Origin of the sequence: Microbacterium sp. OR21 (assembly GCF_047306785.1) — a bacterium.
In the GTDB taxonomy this organism is placed as follows: Bacteria; Actinomycetota; Actinomycetes; order Actinomycetales; family Microbacteriaceae; genus Microbacterium; species Microbacterium esteraromaticum_E.
In genome coordinates, this window is the sequence record NZ_JAZEXJ010000003.1 from 598,245 (window position 1) to 617,241 (window position 18,997).

The following is an 18,997-nucleotide window of genomic DNA, read 5'->3' on the forward strand; positions in this document are numbered from 1 at the left end:
GGCTCAGGAGGTGAGCTCCTCGTACAGCGCGCGCGTGGTGTCGGCGATCGCCCCCCAGCTGAATTGACCGCGCGCACGCTCGCGCCCGGCCTCGCCGTACCGCTTCGCCTGCGCGGGATCGCCGGTGACCTCGGTGAGCGCGGCGGCGAGGTCCGACACGTAGCGCTCCGGATCGACCGGCGTCCCCGTGCCGTCCTGCAGCTGCTCGATCGGCACCAGCCGACCGGTGACGCGGTCGTCCACCACCTCGGGGATGCCGCCGGTGGCCGTCCCGACGACCGCGGCGCCGCACGCCATGGCCTCGAGGTTGACGATCCCGAGGGGCTCGTACACCGACGGGCAGACGAACGTGGTCGCCGCCGCGAGGATCGCGGACAGCTCGTCGCGCGGCAGCATCCGCTCGATCCAGATGACGCCCTCTCGTGTCTGCTGCAGCAGCCGCACACCCTCCTGCACCTCGGCCATGATCTCCGGGGTGTCGGGAGCGCCCGCGCAGAGTACGAGCTGCACGTCCTTCGGCAGCAGCTGCGCCGCGCGCAGCAGGTACGGCAGCCCCTTCTGCCTGGTGATGCGACCGACGAAGACCACCGATGGGCGTGCGGGGTCCATCCCGATGCTCTGCAGGAATGCGGGGTTGTCGACCGGCCGCCAGCGCTCGACGTCGATCCCGTTGTGGATCACGTGCACGCGCGTCGGGTCGACCTGCGGGTAGCTGCGCAGGATGTCCTGACGCATCCCGGCGCTCACAGCGACGATTGCGGCCGCGTTCTCGTAGGCGAGCCGCTCGATCCCGCTGGAGACGGCGTATCCGCCGCCGAGCTGCTCGGCCTTCCACGGCCGGAGCGGCTCGAGGCTGTGCGCGGTGAGCACGTGCGGTATGCCGTGCAGCTGCGAGGCGAGATGCCCAGCGAAGTTCGCGTACCAGGTGTGGCTGTGCACGAGATCCGCTCCGGCCACGTCGCCGACCATGAGAAGGTCCGTCCCGAGGGTCTGCAGCGCCGGGTTCGCCCCGTCCAGTTCCGCAGGTGCCCGATAGGCGTGGGTGCCGGGTTCGGTGCGCTCCGCGCCGAACGCCCGCACGCGCACGTCGATGCTGCTGCGCAGCGCCGACACCAGCTCCGCGACATGCACTCCGGCACCGCCGTAGATCTCCGGCGGATATTCCTTGGTGATGATGTCGACTCGCATGTCTGCACGCTAGTACATCGGCCGCTGAGCGCTCTATGGTGGACGCATGTCGGCTCCAAAGAAGGTTTTCGGGATCATCCTCGCCGGCGGCGAGGGCAAGCGCCTCATGCCGCTGACCGCGGACAGAGCCAAGCCGGCGGTGCCCTTCGGCGGTCAGTACCGCCTGATCGACTTCGCGATCTCCAACCTGATCAACTCGGGTCTGCGTCAGGTCGTCGTGCTCACCCAATACAAGTCGCACAGCCTCGACCGGCACATCTCGCAGAACTGGCGCATGTCGGCGCTGCTCGATTCGTACGTCACCTCGGTGCCCGCGCAGCAGCGGCTCGGCAAGCGCTGGTTCTCCGGCTCGGCCGACGCCATCCTGCAGAGCCTCAATCTGATCAACGACGAGAAGCCCGACATCGTGGTGGTCATCGGCGCCGATCACGTGTACCGCATGGACTTCCAGCAGATGATCGACGCGCACGTCGCATCCGGTGCGCCGGCGACCGTCGCCGGGATCCGCCAGCCGCTGGCCCTCGCCTCGCAGTTCGGCGTGATCGACGTCGATCCCGAGACGGGGCGCATCCGCGACTTCCTCGAGAAGCCCGCCGACCCGGTCGGGCTCGCGGACTCGCCGAACGAGGTGCTCGTCTCGATGGGAAACTACGTCTTCGACGCCGACGCGCTCGTGGCAGCGGTCGAGGCCGACGGCGAATCCGCCTCATCGGGCCATGACATGGGCGGCGACATCGTGCCCTACTTCGTCGAGCGCGGCGAGGCCGGCTACTACGACATGAAGCAGAACGACGTTCCCGGCTCCTCGCCACGCGATCGCGCGTACTGGCGCGATGTCGGGACCATCGACTCGTACTTCGACGCGCACATGGATCTGATCTCGACGCTGCCGATCTTCAACCTCTACAACACCGACTGGCCCATCCGCACGCAGAACGTGAACATGCCGCCGGCGAAGTTCGTGCGCGACGCGGTCGGGCGCATCGGCAACGCGATCGACTCGGTCGTCGCCGCGGGTTCTGTGCTGTCGGGCACGCACATCGAGCGCAGCGTCATCGGCCTGGGCGGCATGGCGCTGGGCGGATCGACCATCACCGACTCCGTGCTGCTCGACAACGTGCACATGGGGCTCGGGTCGCGCGTGCGTCGCGCCGTGCTCGACAAGAACGTCATCCTCGAGGACGGCGCGACGGTCGGAGTGGATCGCGAGCGCGATCTGGAGCGCGGCTTCACGGTGACCGACTCCGGCATCACGGTCGTCGGCAAGGGCATTCGCATCACCCGCTGACCGCTACGCTCGACGGGTGACCGCTGCGCGCTTCCTCGTCGTCCTCGATGCCGATTCCACGCTCATCCGCAATGAGGTGATCGAGCTGCTCGCCGATGAGGCGGGTCGCCGTGCCGAGGTGCAGGCGGCGACCGAGGCGGCGATGCGCGGCGAGGTCGACTTCGCGTCGAGCCTGCGCTCGCGCGTCGACGCGCTGCGCGGCGTCCCGACGACCGCCTTCGAGCGCGTGCGCGCCCGGATCGAGCCCACACCCGGGGTGCGCCAGCTGACCGCCGCGGTGCACGAGCGCGGCGGGGTCGTCGGCGTCGTCTCGGGCGGCTTCCACGAGGTCCTCGACCACATCGCCCCGGGACTCGGCGTTGATCGCTGGCGGGCGAACCGGCTGCTGCTCGACGGGGACGTGCTCGCCGGCGCGGTCGACGGCGAGATCGTGGACGCCGATGCGAAGGCGGCGTCGCTGCAGGGCTGGGCTGCCGAACTGGGTGTCGCACCGCACGCGACGATCGCTATCGGCGACGGCGCCAACGACCTCACGATGATGGCCGTCGCCGGCCTGGGGATCGCATTCAACGCCAAGCCCGCCGTGCGCGCGGCGGCGTCGCTGGTGGTCGGACCGCAGGATCTGTCCGAGATCATCCCGCTGCTGCCCTGACGAGTGATGCTCCGTGTCGGCCGACGCTGGACGATGTCGGTGCCTGCGCGTAGCGTCTGCGCATGGACATCATCCTCGTTCCCGGTCTCTGGCTCGACGCCTCCTCGTGGGATCCGGTGGTGCACGCGCTCCGCGCGGCCGGCCATCGACCCATCGCACTGACGATGCCGGGTGTCGGCGAGCCGGCGTCGGTCTCGTCCGACATCGGGATGGCGGACTGGATCGACGCGGTCGTGCGCGAGATCGACGCGGCCGAGCAGCCGGTGGTGCTCGTCGGCCACTCCGGCGGCGGCAACGTCGTGTGGGGTGCCGCGGATGCCCGCCCGGAGCGAGTGCGACGGGTCGTGTTCGTCGACACGATCCCGCCGGCGCCCGGCCAGGAGATCAGCGACCTGCCGATCGTGGACGGCGTCGTGCCGTTCCCCGGCTGGGACTTCTTCCCCGATGAGGATGTGTACGACATCGATGACGAGACGCGAGGCCGCACCCTCGCGCAGACGCACAGCGTGCCCGCGCGTGTACCGAGCGACCCCATCACCCTGACGCACGAGAGCCGGCACGGTGTGCCGGTGACGATGCTGATGGGCTCGTACGACCAGGCGCGGGTCGATGCCGAGTCCGGCGAGTGGGGTGCCTACGGCGAGGAGTACCGGGCCATCGCCGACGCGGAGGTCGTGCGGATCGGTTCCGGGCACTGGCCCCAGTTCACCGTGCCCGAGCGGCTGGGCGAGCTGGTCGTCGCGGCCGTCGACCGGTGACGTCGGTGCGGGACGACAGCGGAGTCAGTGCCCCATTCCGAGGCCGCCGTCGACGGGGATGACTGCTCCGGAGATGTACCCCGCGTCGTCGCCTGCCAGCCAGGTCACCGCAGCGGCGACCTCGTCGGGGCTGGCGAAGCGGCCGGCGGGAATGCTCGCCTTGTACTGCTTCTGCGTCTCCTCGGGCAGCTGAGCGGTCATGTCGGTCTCGATGAAACCGGGAGCCACCACGTTGGCGGTGATCCCGCGCCCGCCCAGCTCGCGGGTGAGTGAGCGCGCGAAGCCGACCAGGGCGCTCTTCGACGCCGAGTAGTTGACCTGCCCGGCGGAGCCGTACAGGCCGACGACGCTGGAGATGAGGATGACGCGGCCGAAGCGCGCACGCAGCATGCCCTTCGAGGCACGCTTGACGACGCGGAACGTGCCCCCGAGGTTCGTCGCGACGACGCTGTCGAAGTCATCCTCGCTCATGCGCATGAGCAGCGTGTCCTTGGTGATCCCCGCGTTGGCGACCACGATCTCGACCGGACCGAGCTTCTGCTCCACCTCGGTGAACGCCGCGTCGACCGCGGCGGCGTCGGTGACATCCGCTCGCACGGTCAGCGCACCCTCGGGGCCCTCGCCGCTGCGCGCGGTGACCGCGACGCGGTAACCCTCGCGAACGAAGCGTTCGGCGATCGCGCGGCCGATGCCGCGGTTTCCGCCGGTGACGAGGACGACGCGCTCAGCGCTCATGTGGGGCTCCTGACTGAGGGAACGGGACGGTGGCCATCCTACCGAGCGCAGGCCGCGCGAAACGGCGGCCCGGACCCCGGCCGCGGCGTAGGCTTGAAGCACCGTGAAAGAGAAGCGCCACGCCCCCTCCGTCACCTCCCTGCCGCAGTCGCCGCAGGACGAGGCTGACCACCGCGTGCGCCGCTACGCACTGACGATGGGCATCCGCACGGTCTGCTTCCTTCTCATGGCGCTCGTCCAGCCGCTGGGATGGTGGACCTGGGCGTTCGCGGCAGCCGCGATCTTCCTTCCCTACATCGCCGTCGTATACGCGAACGCGGGCAGTGACAGCACCGCCAGCGCTGTCGAGTCGCCGCAGATCCAGCTCGAGGCGCCAGGGGCGTCCGCCACGGAGCCCGCCCCGGCCGACCCGGACGTGTTCACGATCGCCGAGAAGCGAGACGAGCACGGAGAAGACAGATGACGACTTCCGTGCTCGAATGCGCACGTGCGCAGTGCCGCGAGCCCGCCACGCATCACATCGTCTGGCGCAACCCGCGCATCCATCCCGAGGACAGGCGCAAGATCTGGCTCGCGTGCGACGCGCACGTGCAGTTCCTCAGCGAGTACCTGCGCGCGCGGGACTTCCCTGTCACCGTTCACGAAGGGCTGCCCGAATGAGCCGTCTGATGCGCTGGGGCGTCTACGTCCTCGTCGCGATCGGCTTCGCGGTCGCGTGCGTCTTCCTCTCTCAATGGCAGTTCGATCGCAATGAGTCGCGCGCCGAGCAGATCGCGCTCGTCGAGCGCAACTACGACGCGGAGCCGGTTCCCGTCGCCGACCTGCTCGGCGAAGACGGAGGGCTCGACCCGGGCGACGAATGGCATCCTGTCCTGCTGCGCGGAGAGTACCTCGCCGACGAGCAGCTGCTGGTGCGCAACCGCCCCCACGCGGGAACCAGTGCCTTCGAGGTTCTCGTGCCGTTCCGCGACTCGAGCGGCATCGTGCTGCTGGTGGATCGCGGCTGGATCTCCCCCGGCGAAGACGCGGTGCCCCAGTCGGTGCCCTCGCCGCCGTCCGGCGAGAGCTCCGTGATCGTGCGCCTGCGTCCGGGCGAGCGCCTCCCGGCATCCGGTCGCAGCGCCCCGGAGGGGCAGGTGCCGACCATCCACCTGCCCACGGTGGCCGAACGGGTGGACCCGGCGCTCAACACCAGTGCGTACGGTCAGCTCGTCTCGGAGCAGCCGACGGCCGATGCCGCTCTGGGCGGTTTCGCCTCGCCCACCGACGACCCCGGACCACACCTGTCGTATGCGATCCAGTGGATCCTCTTCGCCGTGATGGGCTTCGCCTTCATCGGCTACGTCATCCGCATCGAGATCGTGAAGGCGAAGGAGGACGCCGGCGAGCTGCCGAAGCGTCAGCCGCGTCGACGTGACCGTGACGCCGACGACGAGGACGCGCTGCTCGACGCCGCGACGCGCTGAGCTTGACCGGCTGCCACGCCGATGCTCAGGCGAGTTCGATGAGGTCCTGATACTCCTTGCTCCAGATGTCCTCGACCCCGTCGGGGAGGATCAGCACGCGCTCGGGGTTGAGCGAGGCGACCGCACCCGGGTCGTGCGAGACGAGCACGACCGCACCCTCGTAGTGCGCGAGAGCACCGAGGATCTCCTCGCGGGAGGCCGGGTCGAGGTTGTTCGTCGGCTCGTCCAGCAGAAGCATGTTCGCCGAGGAGACGACCAGGGTGGCCAGGGACAGGCGCGTCTTCTCACCGCCCGAGAGCACCCCGGCCGGCTTGTGCACGTCATCGCCGGTGAACAGGAACGAGCCGAGCACCTTGCGCGCCTCGGTCTCGTTCAGGTCAGGCGCGGCCGAGATCATGTTCTCGAGCACCGAGCGCTTCACGTCGAGGTTCTCGTGCTCCTGCGCGTAGTAGCCCACCTTGAGGCCGTGACCGGGCTCGAGCTGACCGGTGTCGGGCTGGTCGACACCGGCGAGCAGTCGCAGCAGGGTGGTCTTGCCCGCACCGTTCAGCCCCAGCACGACGACCTTGGACCCGCGGTCGATGGCCAGGTCGACATCGGTGAAGATCTCGAGCGAGCCGTACGACTTCGACAGACCGGATGCCATCAGCGGCGTCTTCCCGCACGGGGCGGGCTTCGGGAAGCGCAGCTTCGCGACCCGGTCGACCTGACGCACCTCGTCGAGGCCGGAGAGCAGCTTCTCGGCGCGCGCGACCATCTGGTGCGCGGCGGCCGCCTTGGACGCCTTGGCACCGAATCGCGCAGCCTGCAGCTGCAGCTGCGTGGCCTTCTTCTCGGCGTTTGCCCGCTCCTTCTTGCGTCGCTCCTCGTCGGCCACGCGCTGGCGCAGGTAGTTCTTCCAGTTCATGTTGTAGATGTCGATGACCTGGCGGTTCGCGTCGAGGTAGAACACGCGGTTGACCGTCTCGCCGACCAGCTCGACATCGTGGCTGATCACGATCAGTCCGCCCTTGTAGTCCTTCAGGAACTCGCGCAGCCACACCACGCTGTCGGCGTCGAGGTGGTTGGTGGGCTCGTCGAGGATCATCGTGTCGGCGTCGGAGAACAGGATGCGCGCCAACTCGATCCGGCGGCGCTGTCCGCCGGAGAGGGTGCTCAACGGCTGATCGAGGATGCGGTCGGGCAGCGACAGGTTGTGGGCGATGGATGCCGCCTCGGCCTCGGCCGCGTAGCCGCCGAGCGCCTCGAAGCGCTCGGTGAGATTGGCGAACTTGCGCATGGCTCGCTCGGCGATCTTCGGGTCGTCGGATGCCATGTCGTGCGACGCGGTGGAGATCCCGAGCTGGATCGATCCGAGACCGCGTGCATCGAGGATGCGGGTGCGTGCGAGCATCTCGGGATCGCCGGTGCGAGGATCCTGCGGCAGGTAGCCGATCTCGCCCGACCGGGTGACCCTGCCCTCGGAGGCGAGCACGTCGCCGGCGAGCACCTTCGTGAGCGTGGTCTTGCCGGCGCCGTTGCGGCCGACGAGACCGATCTTGTCGCCCGCGGCGACCCGGAACGAGACGTCCGACATGAGCACGCGTGCTCCGACGCGGATCTCGAGGTCATGCACGGCGAGCACAGCGGTATCCGTTCGTTCGGGGGGAGGCGGCCGAGTGGCCAGCCTCCCAGTATAGTTCGCCGGCTGCCGTCAGCGGCCGAGCCCACGGGCCGACAACGCGTCGCCGACGTCATCCGCATGCTTCATCGCGAGCACGAGCAGCGGGACGGCGCTTCGCACACCGAGTCGCACTCCCCTGGCCCGCTGCGCGTCACGCACCTGCTCGAGAAGGCCTGCCAGCACCGGGACCATCGTGATGGTGAGCGAGACGGCGAGAGCCGGGGTCTCGGGATCGACGCCGAATGCGCGCAGCGGCCGGAAGAGCCGGCACAGCACGTCGAGCATGTCGCTCGTCCTCGTGGTGCGGGTCACAGCCTCCGCGAGCAGCAGCAGGGTCACGACCCGACCGGTGCTCTGCACGGCGGCGGAGGCGCTCACGAAGACGACGAGCGCACCGCCCAGGACGACGATGACCCAGCGCAGACGCCACCAGGCGACGGCCACACCTCGCGCCCCGGCGCCTGCCCCGAGCGCCACCACCAGCGAGGCGACGCCGAGCAGGAGCAGCGTCCATCCCGTCGCGGGACGCGCGATCGAGATGATCAGGGCGCTGACGGCCAGGCCCAGCAGCTTCCACCCCGCAGGGGCTCGATGCAGGATGCTGTCGCCGGTTCGGTACAGCGAGATCACGCGCTGATCCGGCGGTACATGTCGATCACGCCCTCTGGCTCCCCCGCGGCGGCGAGCCGTCCGCCGTCGAAGAGCATCACCTCATCGCAGCGGGCTGCCAGCTCGAGGTCGTGCGTGACGATGACGACGGGCACCTTGAGCCCCAGAAGCAGGTCTGCGATTCGCCGGGCGTTGCGCAGATCGAGCAGCGTGGTCGGCTCGTCGGCCACCACGAGCCGCGGTTCGGTGCACAGCACCGCGGCCAGCGCCAGAAGCTGCCGTTGACCGCCCGACAGCTCGGACACGGGCTGATCGCCCCGGCCCGCCAGCCCGTACTGCTCGAGGAGCCGCTCGACCCGTGCCGCACGCGTCGCGCGCGGCACGGAGCCGAGCGAGAGCGTCAGGTCCTCGGCGGGCGTCGGCATGAGGATCTGCGCCTCGGGATTGGTGAACACGAATCCGACGCGCGAGCGCACCCGCGTCGCATCGGCGCTCGGATCGAGTCCGAGTACGCGCACCGCACCCGAGGTCGGCCGGCGCAGCCCGTTCATCATGCGGGCGAACGTCGACTTCCCCGATCCGTTCGCGCCGATCACCGCCGTACGCGGTGCCGTCAGCCGCGTCGTCACGCCGGTCAGGATCCGACTGTCGCCGACCGTGTACGACACGTCGTCGAACGCGACGTGCGAGGTCGTCACTGCGCGGCGACGGCGCCGACGGCACGGACCGGAGCGCCCGCGCTCGCCGGGAAGGCGCGCGGATACGCCCGGTGGAGCGCGACGGCGAGGACGGTCGCCAGCGCGGCCTTGATGAGGTCGCCCGGCAGGAAGACGACGGTCGAGACAGCGGTGAGATCGAGCGGCACGCCGGTGACCGCCGCCTGCACCGGGATGCCGAACAGGTAGACGACGAGGATGCCGCCGACCAGCGCACCGCCGGCCGCACGCCACCAGGTGAAGCGCCCGCTGTGCGCGATCAGGCCGATCACGAACGCGCCCGCGACCCACCCCGCCATGTACCCCGCGGTCGGTCCGACGAAGGCGCCCAGGCCGCCGCGCCCGCCGGCGAGCACCGGCAGCCCGATCGCCGCGAGTGCCAGCACGAGCAGGATCGACAGCGGAGCGCGACGTGCGCCGAGCACGAGCCCGGCGAGCATGACACCGAGCGTCTGGCCCGTGATCGGCACCCCGCTCGGCAGCGGCACCATGACTGTGCCGAGGACGATCACGAGAGCTGCGAAGACGGCGATGCGCGCGAGGTCAGCGCTGAGTGGACGGCGGTCGGAAATCATCGGTCCTCCGGAGGTCGTGGGTTACGTGCACCGAAACGGCTTTCACGTTGTCGAATCCCACAGTATTGAAGGCAGCGACGGGGCCGGACGCCGACACCTACAGCGTGCGCGGCCGGATCTTGTCGAGTGCGACACAGCGACCGTCAGCGCGCCGGATCGCCCATCCGCAGGCCCGGCAGCAGCGCGAGCACCGTGAGAGCCGCGGCGAACGCGTAGACGGCGGCGAAGCCGCTGCCCAGCAGCGGCAGGCCGATGAAGCCGAGACCTGCGACCGCGACGGCGAGGGCGGAGCCGTGGCATCCGATATCGACAGCGCCGAGGAGTTGAACCCCTCGTCGCGGGTCGTCGAGTAGGCGAGGGTCAGCACAGTCAGTCGGGGGTACAGCAGGCCCATTCCCGCGCCGGCGATCCCCCATCCGATCACGACCACCCAGGGCAGGGACCTCAGCAGGACGACGGCGAGAATGGCGAGCAGCGCCGTCATCAGCAGAACGAAGGCGATCAGCATGATCCGGCGACTGCCGAGCCGGTCGCCGTAGCGCCCCTGCACCGCGGAAGCGCTCGACCAGCCGAGCGCGGCCAGGGTGAGCGCCAGCCCTGCGATCGACGGGGAGAAGTCGTGCTCGTCCATCAGGAGCTTCGGGATGTAGGCCTCGGCGGCGAAGAACGCGCCGGCGATGATCCCGCGGGTCAGCACGACGCTCGGCAGACCGCGTGCGGCACGCAGCGTGCGCCGCGGCAGGAGCGGCAGGAGCGCGACCCCGATCACGACGATGCCGGTCGCCGCCAGCGGTCCCCCGAACCCCGGCGGCAGCTCGACGGTGAAGCCCACCCCGACAGCGCAGACCGCGACGACGACGGCGAGCAGCATCCGCGTCCCGAACGATCCCGTCGCGGATGCCGGCGGCGGGGCGTCTGCGAGCCCGGAATCGGACCCGGCGTCCGCCGCATCCACCTTGAGCGGGACGGCGCGCAGACGCTGCGCGACGAGCACGAATGCGCCGGCCGTCAGCACGGCGACGCCGAGGAACGCCCAGCGCCAGTGCAGCAGCTCGGTGACGAGCCCCGCCAGGAACGGGCCGACCATCGACGGCACCACCCAGGCGGCGGCGTAGGCGGCGAAGATGCGCCCGTGCAGGTGCGGGGGGGTACACCCGCGCGACCACGACGTACAGCGCCACCGTCTGCCCGCCCGCTCCGAGCCCCTGGATGAGCCGCCCGGCGAGGAATGTGTACATGTCGAGGGCGCAACCCGACACGACCAGTCCGGCGAGGAACAGCACGACCGACGTGTACAGCGGCGCGCGGGGACCGGCGGCATCGCTCCAGCTGCCCGCCCCGACCATCCCGATGACGCTCGTGGCGAGCGTGCCGGAGAAGGCGACGGCGTACAGCGCCCCGCCGTGCAGGTCGGCGCTGACCACGGGCATCACCGTGGTCACGGCGAGAGCCTCCAGCGCGGCGAGGAAGATCAGGATGACCGAGCCGATGGTGATGCCGAGACGGGTGCGGTCCCAGATCGTCGCGGCTCGGGTGCTCGTGCTCACTCCGCGGCCTCGGCCGCACGGGACGTCTGGTCGAGACGGCCGCGCAACGCGGCGATCCGGGTGACGGCCTCGGTGATGATCTCGGGGCTCGTGCCGAAGTTGAGGCGCACATGACCCGCGCCCTCGGAGCCGAACGCAGGGCCGTAGTGCAGGGCCACCTCGGCCTCGCGCAGGATGCGACGCGCCGGGTTCGGTCCCCAGCCGAGATCCGTCAGATCGATCCAGGCGAGATATCCGGCGTCGGGCATCCGATACCTCGCCTCGGGCAGGTGCTCGGCGAGCAGCGAGCCCACCAGACGGCGATTCTCGTCGAGCGTGCGCAGCAGAGCGTCGAGCCACTCATCGGTCTCGCGCGCGAACGCGGCGACGGCGGCGATCAGCCCGAACTGCCCGGTGCGCCACTCGACCTCGACCGGCAGCTCGCGCAGCACCCGCTGCGTCCCGGGGCTCGCGCCGACCATCAGAGCGCACTTCAGCCCCGCGAGATTGAACGCCTTGCTGGCGCTCACGACCGCATACCCGACCCGTGCGGCAGCATCGCCCGTGGCGAGGAACGGCGTGTAGCCGGCATCCGGCTGGGCGAGAGGCGCGTGGATCTCATCGGAGATCACCACCGCGCCGTACCCCTCCGCGAGCTCGGCGACCGCGCGCAGGGACGCGGCGGAATGCACCGTGCCGGTGGGGTTGTGCGGGTTGCACAGCAGCACCGCCCGCGCTCCGGATGCCAGTGCCGCCGCGATCCCGTCGAGGTCGAGCTGCCACCCGGCGCCGGTGTCGCGCAGGGGCACGCGCTCGACGACGCCGCCGGCCTCTTCGACGAGCTCGAAGAACGGCGGGTACACGGGCGGGTTGACGACGACCCGCTCCCCCGGGGCGATCACACGGCGCAGGATCTCGACGATGCCCATGCTGACATCGGCGGTGCTGCGCATGCCGGCCGGGTCGGGCGCCCACGCGAACCGACGCTCCGCGAACGCCGCGTAGGCGGCCGCGAGCGGGGTGCGGGAGGCGACGTAGCCGGTGTCACCGGCCCGCACCGCTCGCTCCAGCGCCGTCGTGATCGCCGGCGCGAGCGCGAAGTCGGTCTCGGCGACGAAGAGCGGGAGCACCCTCTCCGGGTACTCCCGCCACTTCTCGCTGGTGCGCTGCCGCAGCTCCGCCAGGGGAAGAGCCACGACGTGTGCTGTCATGTCAGATCGCGAATCCGAGCGCGCGCATCATGTCGCGGCCGTCGTCGGTGATCCGCTCCGGACCCCACGGCGGCATCCACACCCAGTTGATGCGGAACTGGTCGACCACCGAGTCCAGCGCCTGCGCGGTCTGCTCCTCGAGCACGTCGGTGAGCGGGCATCCGGCGCTGGTCAGCGTCATGTGGATGACCAGCGCGTCGTTCTCGTCGTCCCAGGAGAGGTCGTAGATCAGGCCGAGGTCGACGACGTTGATCCCGAGCTCCGGGTCCATGACGTCTTTCAGAGCCTCGGTGACCTCGTCGTACTTCTCGGGGGTGAGAGTCGCGGTCATGCTCCCAGCCTACGCTTCGATGGGCTCTGCGGGGTCGAGGAAGCGGTCGTAGCCCTCGTCCTCGAGCCGGTCGGCGAGCTCGGGGCCGCCCTCCTCCACGATCCGGCCCTTGACGACGACGTGCACGTAGTCGGGGCGGATGTAGCGCAGGATGCGGGTGTAGTGCGTGATCAGCAGCACGCCGAGGTTCGTCGCCTCCTTGGCGCGGTTGACGCCCTCCGAGACGATCTTCAGCGCGTCGACGTCGAGACCGGAGTCGGTCTCGTCGAGCACGGCCAGCTTCGGCTTGAGAACCTCGAGCTGCATGATCTCGTGGCGCTTCTTCTCGCCGCCGGAGAAGCCCTCGTTGACGTTGCGCTGCGCGAACTTCGCGTCCATGCGCAGGTTCGACATGGCCTCCTTGACGTCCTTGGTCCACTGGCGGATCGAGGGCGCCTCGCCGTCGATAGCGGTCTTCGCGGTGCGCAGGAAGTTGGTCACGGTGACGCCGGGGATCTCGACGGGGTACTGCATCGCGAGGAACAGGCCGGCGCGGGCGCGCTCGTCGACGCTCATCTCGAGGACGTCCTCGCCGTCGAAGGTGATGGTGCCCTGGGTGACGGTGTACTTGGGGTGACCGGCGATCGTGTAGGCCAGGGTCGACTTGCCGGAGCCGTTGGGGCCCATGATGGCGTGGGTCTCACCGGTCTTGATGGTGAGGTCGATCCCGTTGAGGATCGGGGTCTCGCCCTGTTCGGTCTCGACCGTTACGTGCAGGTCGCGGATCTCGAGAACAGACATTCAGACTTCCTTAGTGACAGTGGGATCGATGAGCACGTCGTCGCCGTCGATCTCGACGACGAACACCGGGACGGGCTCGTAAGCGGGAAGGTTGAGGGGGCGGCCGGTTTCGAGCGAGAACGCCGAGCCGTGGGCCCAGCACTCCAGCGTCTTGCCTTCCACGAACCCCTCGGACAGCGAGATGTCGCCGTGCGTGCAGCGGTCGCCGATGGCGTGGATCTGGTCGTCGCCGTCCTTGACGATCGAGATCGCGATGCCGTCGAGCTCGACGCGCAGGGGCGTGTCCTGCTCGAGCTCGCTGACGCTGCAGGCGCGCTGTGCGCTCACTTGGTCACCGCCTCGAGCTCGGCCTCGAGAGCGGCGGTCAGCTCCTCCTGCAGCGAGGGGATGCCGATGCGCTGCACGATCTCGGTGAGGAATCCGAAGACGACCAGGCGACGCGCCTCCTCTTCCGAGATGCCGCGAGCCTGCAGGTAGAACAGCTGCTCGTCGTCGAAGCGACCCGTCGCACTCGCGTGTCCGGCGCCGGCGATGTCGCCGGTCTGGATCTCGAGGTTCGGGATCGAGTCGGCGCGTGCACCCTCGGTGAGGACGAGGTTGCGGTTCGCCTCGTACGAGTCGGTCCCGGTGGCATCCGGTCCGATCAGCACGTCGCCGATCCACACGCTGTGGGCACTCTCGCCGTGCAGCGCGCCCTTGTACAGCACGTCGCCGGTGGTGTGCGCGCCCTTGTGGTGCAGGTAGACCTGGCTCTCGAGGTGCTGGCCGGAGTCGGCGAACGACAGACCGTACAGGTAGCCGTGCGAGCCGCTGCCTGCGAGCTCGACGTTCGGGTTCACGCGCACGACGCCGCCGCCGAGGCTGACGACGATGTGGGTGAGCTCGGCGTCGCGGTCGACGCGCGCCTGGTGGGCCGCGGCGTGCACCGCGTCGTCCTCCCAGCGCTGCACGGTGACGAGCTTGAGCTTCGCGCCGTCGCGCACGATGATCTCGACGTTCTGCGCATACTCGGCGACGCCGCTGTGGCGCAGCACCACGGTCGCGACGCTGTGGCGACCGGCCTCGATGACGAGGTGGGCGTCGGCACGACCGCCGGTTCCGTCGATCGTGACGACGATCGGCTCGGCGACCTCCTCATCGGCGGGGATGCTGAGGTGCAGGGCTTCGGCCGCACCCTGCCAGGCCACGGCCGAGACGACGTCCTCCGGCACGAAGAACTCGCCGCGCGGCGTCGAGCCGTGCGCGAGCGGGGTGCTGAGGTACTGCTCGTGGCTGAACGTGTAGCTGACGCCGTCGTTCGCCTCTGCCGGGCGGAGCAGCGACTTCAGCTGCGCGATGGGCGTGTGCTTCCAGTTCACCTCGCGGCCGGTGGGGGCGCCGAAGTCGTCGGGGTCGAACGACCGGGGGCGCTCCGAGCGGGTCTGCACCGGCACGAAGCCGGCGTCCGCCAGCTGAGCGGCCGGGTCGATGTGCGCGTTCGTCTGTGGCGCCAGCTCGGGCGCCTGTGTGGGGGCCGTCATCAGCCGACCGATCCTTCCATGCCCATCTCGATGAGCTTGTTCAGTTCCATCGCGTACTCCATGGGCAGCTCGCGCGCGATGGGCTCGATGAACCCGCGCACGATCATGGCCATAGCTTCGGTCTCCTCGATGCCGCGGGACTGCAGATAGAACAGCTGCTCCTCGCTGACCTTCGAGACGGTGGCCTCATGACCGAGCTGCACGTCGTCGACGCGGATGTCGATCGCCGGGTAGGTGTCGGAGCGCGACTGCGTGTCGACGAGCAGCGCGTCGCACACGACGGAGTTCGCCGAGTGGTGCGCGGCCGCGTCGACGCGGACCTCGCCGCGGTAGCCGGCGCGTCCTCCGCCGCGGGCGATCGACTTCGAGACGATCGACGACTGCGTGTACGGCGCCATGTGCACCATCTTCGCGCCGGCGTCCTGGTGCTGGCCGGGGCCGGCGAACGCGACCGAGAGGGTCTCGCCCTTGGCGTGCTCGCCCATCAGGTAGATCGAGGGGTACTTCATGGTCACCTTGGAGCCGATGTTGCCGTCGACCCACTCCATGGTGGCGCCCTCGTGGGCGACCGCGCGCTTGGTGACGAGGTTGTAGACGTTGCTCGACCAGTTCTGGATCGTCGTGTAGCGCACGCGGGCGTTCTTCTTCACGATGATCTCGACCACGGCGGAGTGCAGCGAGTCCGACTTGTAGATCGGCGCGGTGCAGCCCTCGATGTAGTGCACGTAGCTGTCTTCGTCGGCGATGATCAGGGTCCGCTCGAACTGGCCCATGTTCTCGGTGTTGATGCGGAAGTACGCCTGCAGCGGGATCTCGACGTGCACGCCCTTGGGCACGTACACGAACGATCCGCCCGACCACACCGCGGTGTTCAGCGCGGCGAACTTGTTGTCACCCGACGGGATGACGGTGCCGAAGTACTCCTCGAAGAACTCCGGGTGCTCGCGCAGCGCCGTGTCGGTGTCCATGAAGATGACGCCCTGCTGCTCCAGATCCTCACGGATCTGGTGGTAGACGACCTCGGACTCGTACTGCGCGGCGACACCCGCGACGAGCCGCTGACGCTCGGCCTCGGGGATGCCGAGCCGCTCATAGGTGTTCTTGATGTCGTCGGGGAGGTCTTCCCAGCTCTGCGCCTGCTTCTCGGTGGAGCGCACGAAGTACTTGATGTTGTCGAAGTCGATCTCGCTCAGGTCGGCACCCCAGGTGGGCATCGGCTTGCGGTCGAACAGCGACAGGCCCTTGAGGCGGGTCTTCAGCATCCACTCCGGCTCGCTCTTGAGAGCCGAGATGTCACGCACCACATCCTCGGAGAGGCCACGGCGCGCGCTGGCTCCGGCGGCATCCGCGTCGTGCCAGCCGAACTCGTACACCCCCAGCCCTTCGAGTTCCGGGCGGTCGATCAGCACATCCGACATGACACACTCTCCTCAACACGGGCCCAGACGGTGTCATCCGCCCCGGCACACCGGTTCCCCGTCGAGTCTTCCGGGGAATGGATGCCGCTGATGGGCCCTCATCTTCGGCGCAGGACTCGCGCCTAAACTGTCAGTGAGGGAGTTCGCGCTGCGCGCACCCCCACCACGATCCCGATTCTACAGGTTCCGCCTCGCGGGCGGGCCGCGCCCGCCTGTCGACTCCGCGAACCGGAGGCACCATGAACCACACCAGCGCTGCGGATATGATCACGCGCAGCCGCACCCGCGGCGACTCCTTCGGGTGGCTGCCGACGACGATCGGCCGACGGCTGCGGGTGTTCGCGTGGCTGTCGTTCCTCGCCGAGGTCATCATCATCGGCACCGGCGGGGCCGTGCGCCTCACCGGCTCGGGACTCGGGTGCTCGGAGTGGCCGCTGTGCACGCCCGAATCGCTCGTGCCGATCCTCGAGGTGCAGGGCCTGCACGGCGCCATCGAGTTCGGCAACCGCGTCATGACCGGCGTGGTCGGGCTGCTCGCCCTTGCCGTGCTGATGCTGACGCTGCACGTCGTCAGCGGCCGCCGTCTGGTGGTGCGAGCGCTGTGGTTCGCGCTGGGCGGGATCGTGCTCGGCGTCGCTGTCTACATCGCGACCGCCTTGGTCGGCGTGCCGGGCGCCGATGAGCGGACGACCGCGGTGATCGCGGCGGCGTTGATGTCGGCGGCGCTGCTGCTGGCGGTGCTCGTCGGCGCCACCGACTCGCTGCGCCAGCCGATGCCCCGCAAGGACCTGGCCGTTCTCGCGTGGATCGTGCTGGTGGGCGTGATGGCCCAGGCCGTGGTCGGCGGGTTCGCGGTGATCACCAGCCTGAACGCGTTCATCGTGGGGTTCCACTACACCGTCTCGCTCGCGCTCGTCTGCGTGACCGCGCTGTTCCTCGTCCGACTCGACACTCCCGGCGCGCCTCGCGTGCGGGCGGTGCCCGCCTGGTTCTCTGCGCTGACCCACGTCACCGGTCTCGCGCTCGCGACGACCATCGTCGTCGGCGTGCTGACCACCGGATCCGGACCGCATTCGGGCGACGAGGCGATCAAGAGACAGGGGTTCGACGCGACGGTGCTCGCGCACGTGCACTCCTGGCCCGGGTACATCCTCGCCGCGCTCGTGCTCACGCTGCTCGTCGCGGGCTGGGCGATGCGCCTGCGCCCCCGCATCTGGCTCCTGGTGCTCGCCGCGGCGATCATCGTGCAGGTCGGCGTGGGCGTGCTGCAGGCGCGCACCGGTCTGCCGCCGATCCTCGTCGGCGTGCACATGGTGCTGGCGTCTCTCTCCGCCGCCGCCTACGTGGTCGTGGTCACCAAGCTGAAGAGGCCCGTCGACTGAGCGGATCGCGGATGACGCGACGAGGCCCCCGCCGGATGGATTCCGGAGGGGCCCCGTCGTCGGTGCGGACGCGAATCAGAAGGGCAGCAGGGGGTCGACCGCGACGGCGAGGAAGATCAGCGTCAGGTACGTGATCGAGGCGTGGAACACGCGCATCGGCCGCGCCTCTCCCCCGTGCACGGCCCGGTTGTACAGCCGGTGCGATTCATAGATGAACCAGCCGCCGAAGACGAGCGCCGAGACGGTGTAGACCAGGCCCATGTGCGCGACGGGCACGAGCAGAAGCGAGCACGCGACGGTCGCCCAGGCGTACAGGATGACCTGCAGGCCGACCTGCGACGCCGAGCGGGTGACGCCGAGCATGGGCACGTCGACGTCGTCGTAGTCGTCTTTGTACTTCATCGACAGGGGCCAGTAGTGCGGGGGCGTCCACAGGAAGACCAGCACGAACAGCACGAACGGCGGCCAGTCCAGGGACCCGGTCACCGCCGTCCAGCCGATCAGCACGGGGAAGCATCCCGCGATGCCGCCCCACACGATGTTCTGCTCGGTGCGGCGCTTGAGGATCATCGTGTAGATGACGACGTAGAAGAAGATCGCCGTGACCGAAAGGGATGCGGCGAGCCAGTTGGTGGTCAGCAGCAGCCACACGGTGGATGCCACGGCGAGCAGCCACGAGAAGACCAGAGCTCCGCGCGGCGAGACCTCGCCCGTCACGAGCGGGCGGTTCTCGGTGCGCTTCATGTGCACGTCGATGTCTCGATCGAGGTACATGTTGAAGGACGCGGCGGACGAGGCGCTCATGGCGCCGCCGATCACGGTCGCGACGACGAGCCAGATGTCCGGCATCCCGCCTTCCGCCAGGAACATCACCGGAACGGTGGAGACCAGCAGCAGCTCCAGCACGCGCGGCTTCGTGAGGGCGATGTAACCGCGGATCTTCTGACCGAGCGAGTGATGAGTCGCGGCGGTCTGCGATGTCGTCGAGATCGCGATCCCCTCCTTATGCGTGCATGGCGGACGTCATCCCAGTCTATGCCACCCGGCGTGTCGCACCGGGTCGACGGGGAATGCGAGCGCGCCCCGTGCGGCGACTCCTCGGAAAGCGATTTCCGTAATGTGTCGGACGCATGCAACACGCACCTGACGACGACACTCGCACGGGTATGCTGAGACCCA

Annotated in this window: 21 protein-coding genes and 1 pseudogene; 7 read left to right on the plus strand and 15 right to left on the minus strand. The window is 69.4% G+C overall.

What is annotated here, in order from left to right; translation table 11 throughout:
* Positions 1 to 3: 3 nt before the first annotated feature.
* On the minus strand, positions 4 to 1,188 hold the full coding sequence (gene glgA / locus V2S04_RS11470; RefSeq protein WP_413638564.1) for a glycogen synthase: 1,185 nt from the start codon (positions 1,186 to 1,188) through the stop codon (positions 4 to 6).
* Between the two features lie 46 nt (positions 1,189 to 1,234).
* Between glgA and glgC the strand changes: the two genes are divergently transcribed.
* The 3 genes from glgC (at position 1,235) to V2S04_RS11485 (ending at position 3,886) form a co-directional block, all read left to right on the plus strand.
* On the plus strand, positions 1,235 to 2,476 hold the full coding sequence (gene glgC, locus V2S04_RS11475; RefSeq protein ID WP_099196413.1) for a glucose-1-phosphate adenylyltransferase: 1,242 nt from the start codon (positions 1,235 to 1,237) through the stop codon (positions 2,474 to 2,476).
* A gap of 16 nt (positions 2,477 to 2,492) precedes the next feature.
* The gene (gene serB / locus V2S04_RS11480; protein ID WP_413638565.1) at positions 2,493 to 3,128 is read left to right on the plus strand and encodes a phosphoserine phosphatase SerB; all 636 of its coding nucleotides are present in this window, start codon (positions 2,493 to 2,495) and stop codon (positions 3,126 to 3,128) included.
* A 62-nt stretch (positions 3,129 to 3,190) separates the two neighbouring features.
* Positions 3,191 to 3,886, plus strand: coding sequence for an alpha/beta fold hydrolase (locus V2S04_RS11485; protein ID WP_413638566.1), 696 nt, complete (start codon positions 3,191 to 3,193; stop codon positions 3,884 to 3,886).
* Positions 3,887 to 3,910: 24 nt separating this feature from the next.
* Here the strand turns inward: V2S04_RS11485 and fabG are convergent, their stop codons facing one another.
* Complete coding sequence (gene fabG, locus V2S04_RS11490) at positions 3,911 to 4,621, minus strand: 3-oxoacyl-ACP reductase FabG (RefSeq protein WP_413638567.1); 711 nt, start codon at positions 4,619 to 4,621, stop codon at positions 3,911 to 3,913.
* A gap of 103 nt (positions 4,622 to 4,724) precedes the next feature.
* Here fabG and V2S04_RS11495 point away from each other — a divergent pair, with 103 nt between their 5' ends.
* Genes V2S04_RS11495 through V2S04_RS11505 form a run of 3 tightly spaced genes read left to right on the plus strand, consistent with a single transcriptional unit; the run spans position 4,725 to position 6,087 of the window.
* A complete protein-coding gene (locus V2S04_RS11495; RefSeq protein WP_413638568.1) occupies positions 4,725 to 5,084 on the plus strand; it encodes a DUF3099 domain-containing protein in 360 nt (119 codons plus the stop codon).
* Complete coding sequence (locus V2S04_RS11500; protein ID WP_413638569.1) at positions 5,081 to 5,281, plus strand: hypothetical protein; 201 nt, start codon at positions 5,081 to 5,083, stop codon at positions 5,279 to 5,281. The genes V2S04_RS11495 and V2S04_RS11500 overlap by 4 nt, the downstream gene beginning before the upstream one ends.
* Complete coding sequence (locus V2S04_RS11505; RefSeq protein ID WP_413638570.1) at positions 5,278 to 6,087, plus strand: SURF1 family protein; 810 nt, start codon at positions 5,278 to 5,280, stop codon at positions 6,085 to 6,087. The genes V2S04_RS11500 and V2S04_RS11505 overlap by 4 nt, the downstream gene beginning before the upstream one ends.
* A gap of 25 nt (positions 6,088 to 6,112) precedes the next feature.
* Here the strand turns inward: V2S04_RS11505 and V2S04_RS11510 are convergent, their stop codons facing one another.
* The 12 genes and pseudogenes from V2S04_RS11510 to sufB form a co-directional block, all read right to left on the minus strand.
* On the minus strand, positions 6,113 to 7,711 hold the full coding sequence (locus V2S04_RS11510; RefSeq protein WP_413638571.1) for an ABC-F family ATP-binding cassette domain-containing protein: 1,599 nt from the start codon (positions 7,709 to 7,711) through the stop codon (positions 6,113 to 6,115).
* 69 nt (positions 7,712 to 7,780) lie between these two features.
* Positions 7,781 to 8,380, minus strand: a complete 600-nt coding sequence (locus V2S04_RS11515; RefSeq protein WP_413638572.1) for an energy-coupling factor transporter transmembrane component T family protein — start codon at positions 8,378 to 8,380, stop codon at positions 7,781 to 7,783.
* The gene (locus V2S04_RS11520) at positions 8,377 to 9,057 is read right to left on the minus strand and encodes an energy-coupling factor ABC transporter ATP-binding protein (RefSeq protein WP_413638573.1); all 681 of its coding nucleotides are present in this window, start codon (positions 9,055 to 9,057) and stop codon (positions 8,377 to 8,379) included. Before V2S04_RS11520 ends, V2S04_RS11515 begins: the two co-directional genes overlap by 4 nt.
* Positions 9,054 to 9,650, minus strand: a complete 597-nt coding sequence (locus tag V2S04_RS11525) for a biotin transporter BioY (RefSeq protein ID WP_340086499.1) — start codon at positions 9,648 to 9,650, stop codon at positions 9,054 to 9,056. The genes V2S04_RS11520 and V2S04_RS11525 overlap by 4 nt, the downstream gene beginning before the upstream one ends.
* Positions 9,651 to 9,747: 97 nt before the next feature.
* Positions 9,748 to 10,737 (minus strand): MFS transporter, encoded by a 990-nt coding sequence (locus V2S04_RS11530; RefSeq protein WP_413638574.1) that lies wholly within the window; start codon positions 10,735 to 10,737, stop codon positions 9,748 to 9,750.
* A gap of 67 nt (positions 10,738 to 10,804) precedes the next feature.
* Positions 10,805 to 11,197: pseudogene (locus V2S04_RS11535) on the minus strand (MFS transporter); the annotation flags it as partial.
* Positions 11,194 to 12,387: a MalY/PatB family protein gene (locus tag V2S04_RS11540; protein WP_413638575.1), complete on the minus strand. Its 1,194-nt coding sequence runs from the start codon at positions 12,385 to 12,387 to the stop codon at positions 11,194 to 11,196. The pseudogene V2S04_RS11535 and the gene V2S04_RS11540, both read right to left, overlap by 4 nt.
* Before the next feature lies 1 nt (position 12,388).
* Entirely contained in the window at positions 12,389 to 12,718 is a 330-nt protein-coding gene (locus tag V2S04_RS11545) for a metal-sulfur cluster assembly factor (RefSeq protein WP_099196638.1), read from the minus strand.
* A gap of 9 nt (positions 12,719 to 12,727) precedes the next feature.
* Positions 12,728 to 13,498 (minus strand): Fe-S cluster assembly ATPase SufC, encoded by a 771-nt coding sequence (gene sufC, locus V2S04_RS11550; protein WP_099196637.1) that lies wholly within the window; start codon positions 13,496 to 13,498, stop codon positions 12,728 to 12,730.
* Positions 13,499 to 13,825: a non-heme iron oxygenase ferredoxin subunit gene (locus V2S04_RS11555; protein WP_099196636.1), complete on the minus strand. Its 327-nt coding sequence runs from the start codon at positions 13,823 to 13,825 to the stop codon at positions 13,499 to 13,501.
* Positions 13,822 to 15,018, minus strand: a complete 1,197-nt coding sequence (sufD, locus tag V2S04_RS11560; protein ID WP_413638576.1) for a Fe-S cluster assembly protein SufD — start codon at positions 15,016 to 15,018, stop codon at positions 13,822 to 13,824. Before sufD ends, V2S04_RS11555 begins: the two co-directional genes overlap by 4 nt.
* A complete protein-coding gene (sufB, locus tag V2S04_RS11565; protein WP_110554993.1) occupies positions 15,018 to 16,436 on the minus strand; it encodes a Fe-S cluster assembly protein SufB in 1,419 nt (472 codons plus the stop codon). The genes sufD and sufB overlap by 1 nt, the downstream gene beginning before the upstream one ends.
* Before the next feature lie 239 nt (positions 16,437 to 16,675).
* Between sufB and V2S04_RS11570 the strand changes: the two genes are divergently transcribed.
* A complete protein-coding gene (locus tag V2S04_RS11570; protein WP_413638577.1) occupies positions 16,676 to 17,818 on the plus strand; it encodes a COX15/CtaA family protein in 1,143 nt (380 codons plus the stop codon).
* Between the two features lie 75 nt (positions 17,819 to 17,893).
* On the opposite strand, the gene V2S04_RS11575 is transcribed toward V2S04_RS11570, so the two are convergent.
* The gene (locus V2S04_RS11575; RefSeq protein WP_413638780.1) at positions 17,894 to 18,808 is read right to left on the minus strand and encodes a heme o synthase; all 915 of its coding nucleotides are present in this window, start codon (positions 18,806 to 18,808) and stop codon (positions 17,894 to 17,896) included.
* Positions 18,809 to 18,997: the final 189 nt, after the last annotated feature.

Excerpts from the sequence above, each read along its gene's own strand:
- sufD (WP_413638576.1), bottom strand. The coding sequence starts at position 15,018 with ATGACGGCCCCCACACAGGCGCCCGAGCTGGCGCCACAGACGAACGCG.
- sufB (WP_110554993.1), bottom strand. The coding sequence starts at position 16,436 with ATGTCGGATGTGCTGATCGACCGCCCGGAACTCGAAGGGCTGGGGGTG.
- glgC (WP_099196413.1), top strand. The coding sequence starts at position 1,235 with ATGTCGGCTCCAAAGAAGGTTTTCGGGATCATCCTCGCCGGCGGCGAG.
- V2S04_RS11525 (WP_340086499.1), bottom strand. The coding sequence starts at position 9,650 with ATGATTTCCGACCGCCGTCCACTCAGCGCTGACCTCGCGCGCATCGCC.
- V2S04_RS11540 (WP_413638575.1), bottom strand. The coding sequence starts at position 12,387 with ATGACAGCACACGTCGTGGCTCTTCCCCTGGCGGAGCTGCGGCAGCGC.
- V2S04_RS11485 (WP_413638566.1), top strand. The coding sequence starts at position 3,191 with ATGGACATCATCCTCGTTCCCGGTCTCTGGCTCGACGCCTCCTCGTGG.
- glgA (WP_413638564.1), bottom strand. The coding sequence starts at position 1,188 with ATGCGAGTCGACATCATCACCAAGGAATATCCGCCGGAGATCTACGGC.
- V2S04_RS11505 (WP_413638570.1), top strand. The coding sequence starts at position 5,278 with ATGAGCCGTCTGATGCGCTGGGGCGTCTACGTCCTCGTCGCGATCGGC.
- V2S04_RS11570 (WP_413638577.1), top strand. The coding sequence starts at position 16,676 with ATGAACCACACCAGCGCTGCGGATATGATCACGCGCAGCCGCACCCGC.
- V2S04_RS11545 (WP_099196638.1), bottom strand. The coding sequence starts at position 12,718 with ATGACCGCGACTCTCACCCCCGAGAAGTACGACGAGGTCACCGAGGCT.
- sufC (WP_099196637.1), bottom strand. The coding sequence starts at position 13,498 with ATGTCTGTTCTCGAGATCCGCGACCTGCACGTAACGGTCGAGACCGAA.
- V2S04_RS11500 (WP_413638569.1), top strand. The coding sequence starts at position 5,081 with ATGACGACTTCCGTGCTCGAATGCGCACGTGCGCAGTGCCGCGAGCCC.
- V2S04_RS11530 (WP_413638574.1), bottom strand. The coding sequence starts at position 10,737 with ATGGTCGGCCCGTTCCTGGCGGGGCTCGTCACCGAGCTGCTGCACTGG.
- fabG (WP_413638567.1), bottom strand. The coding sequence starts at position 4,621 with ATGAGCGCTGAGCGCGTCGTCCTCGTCACCGGCGGAAACCGCGGCATC.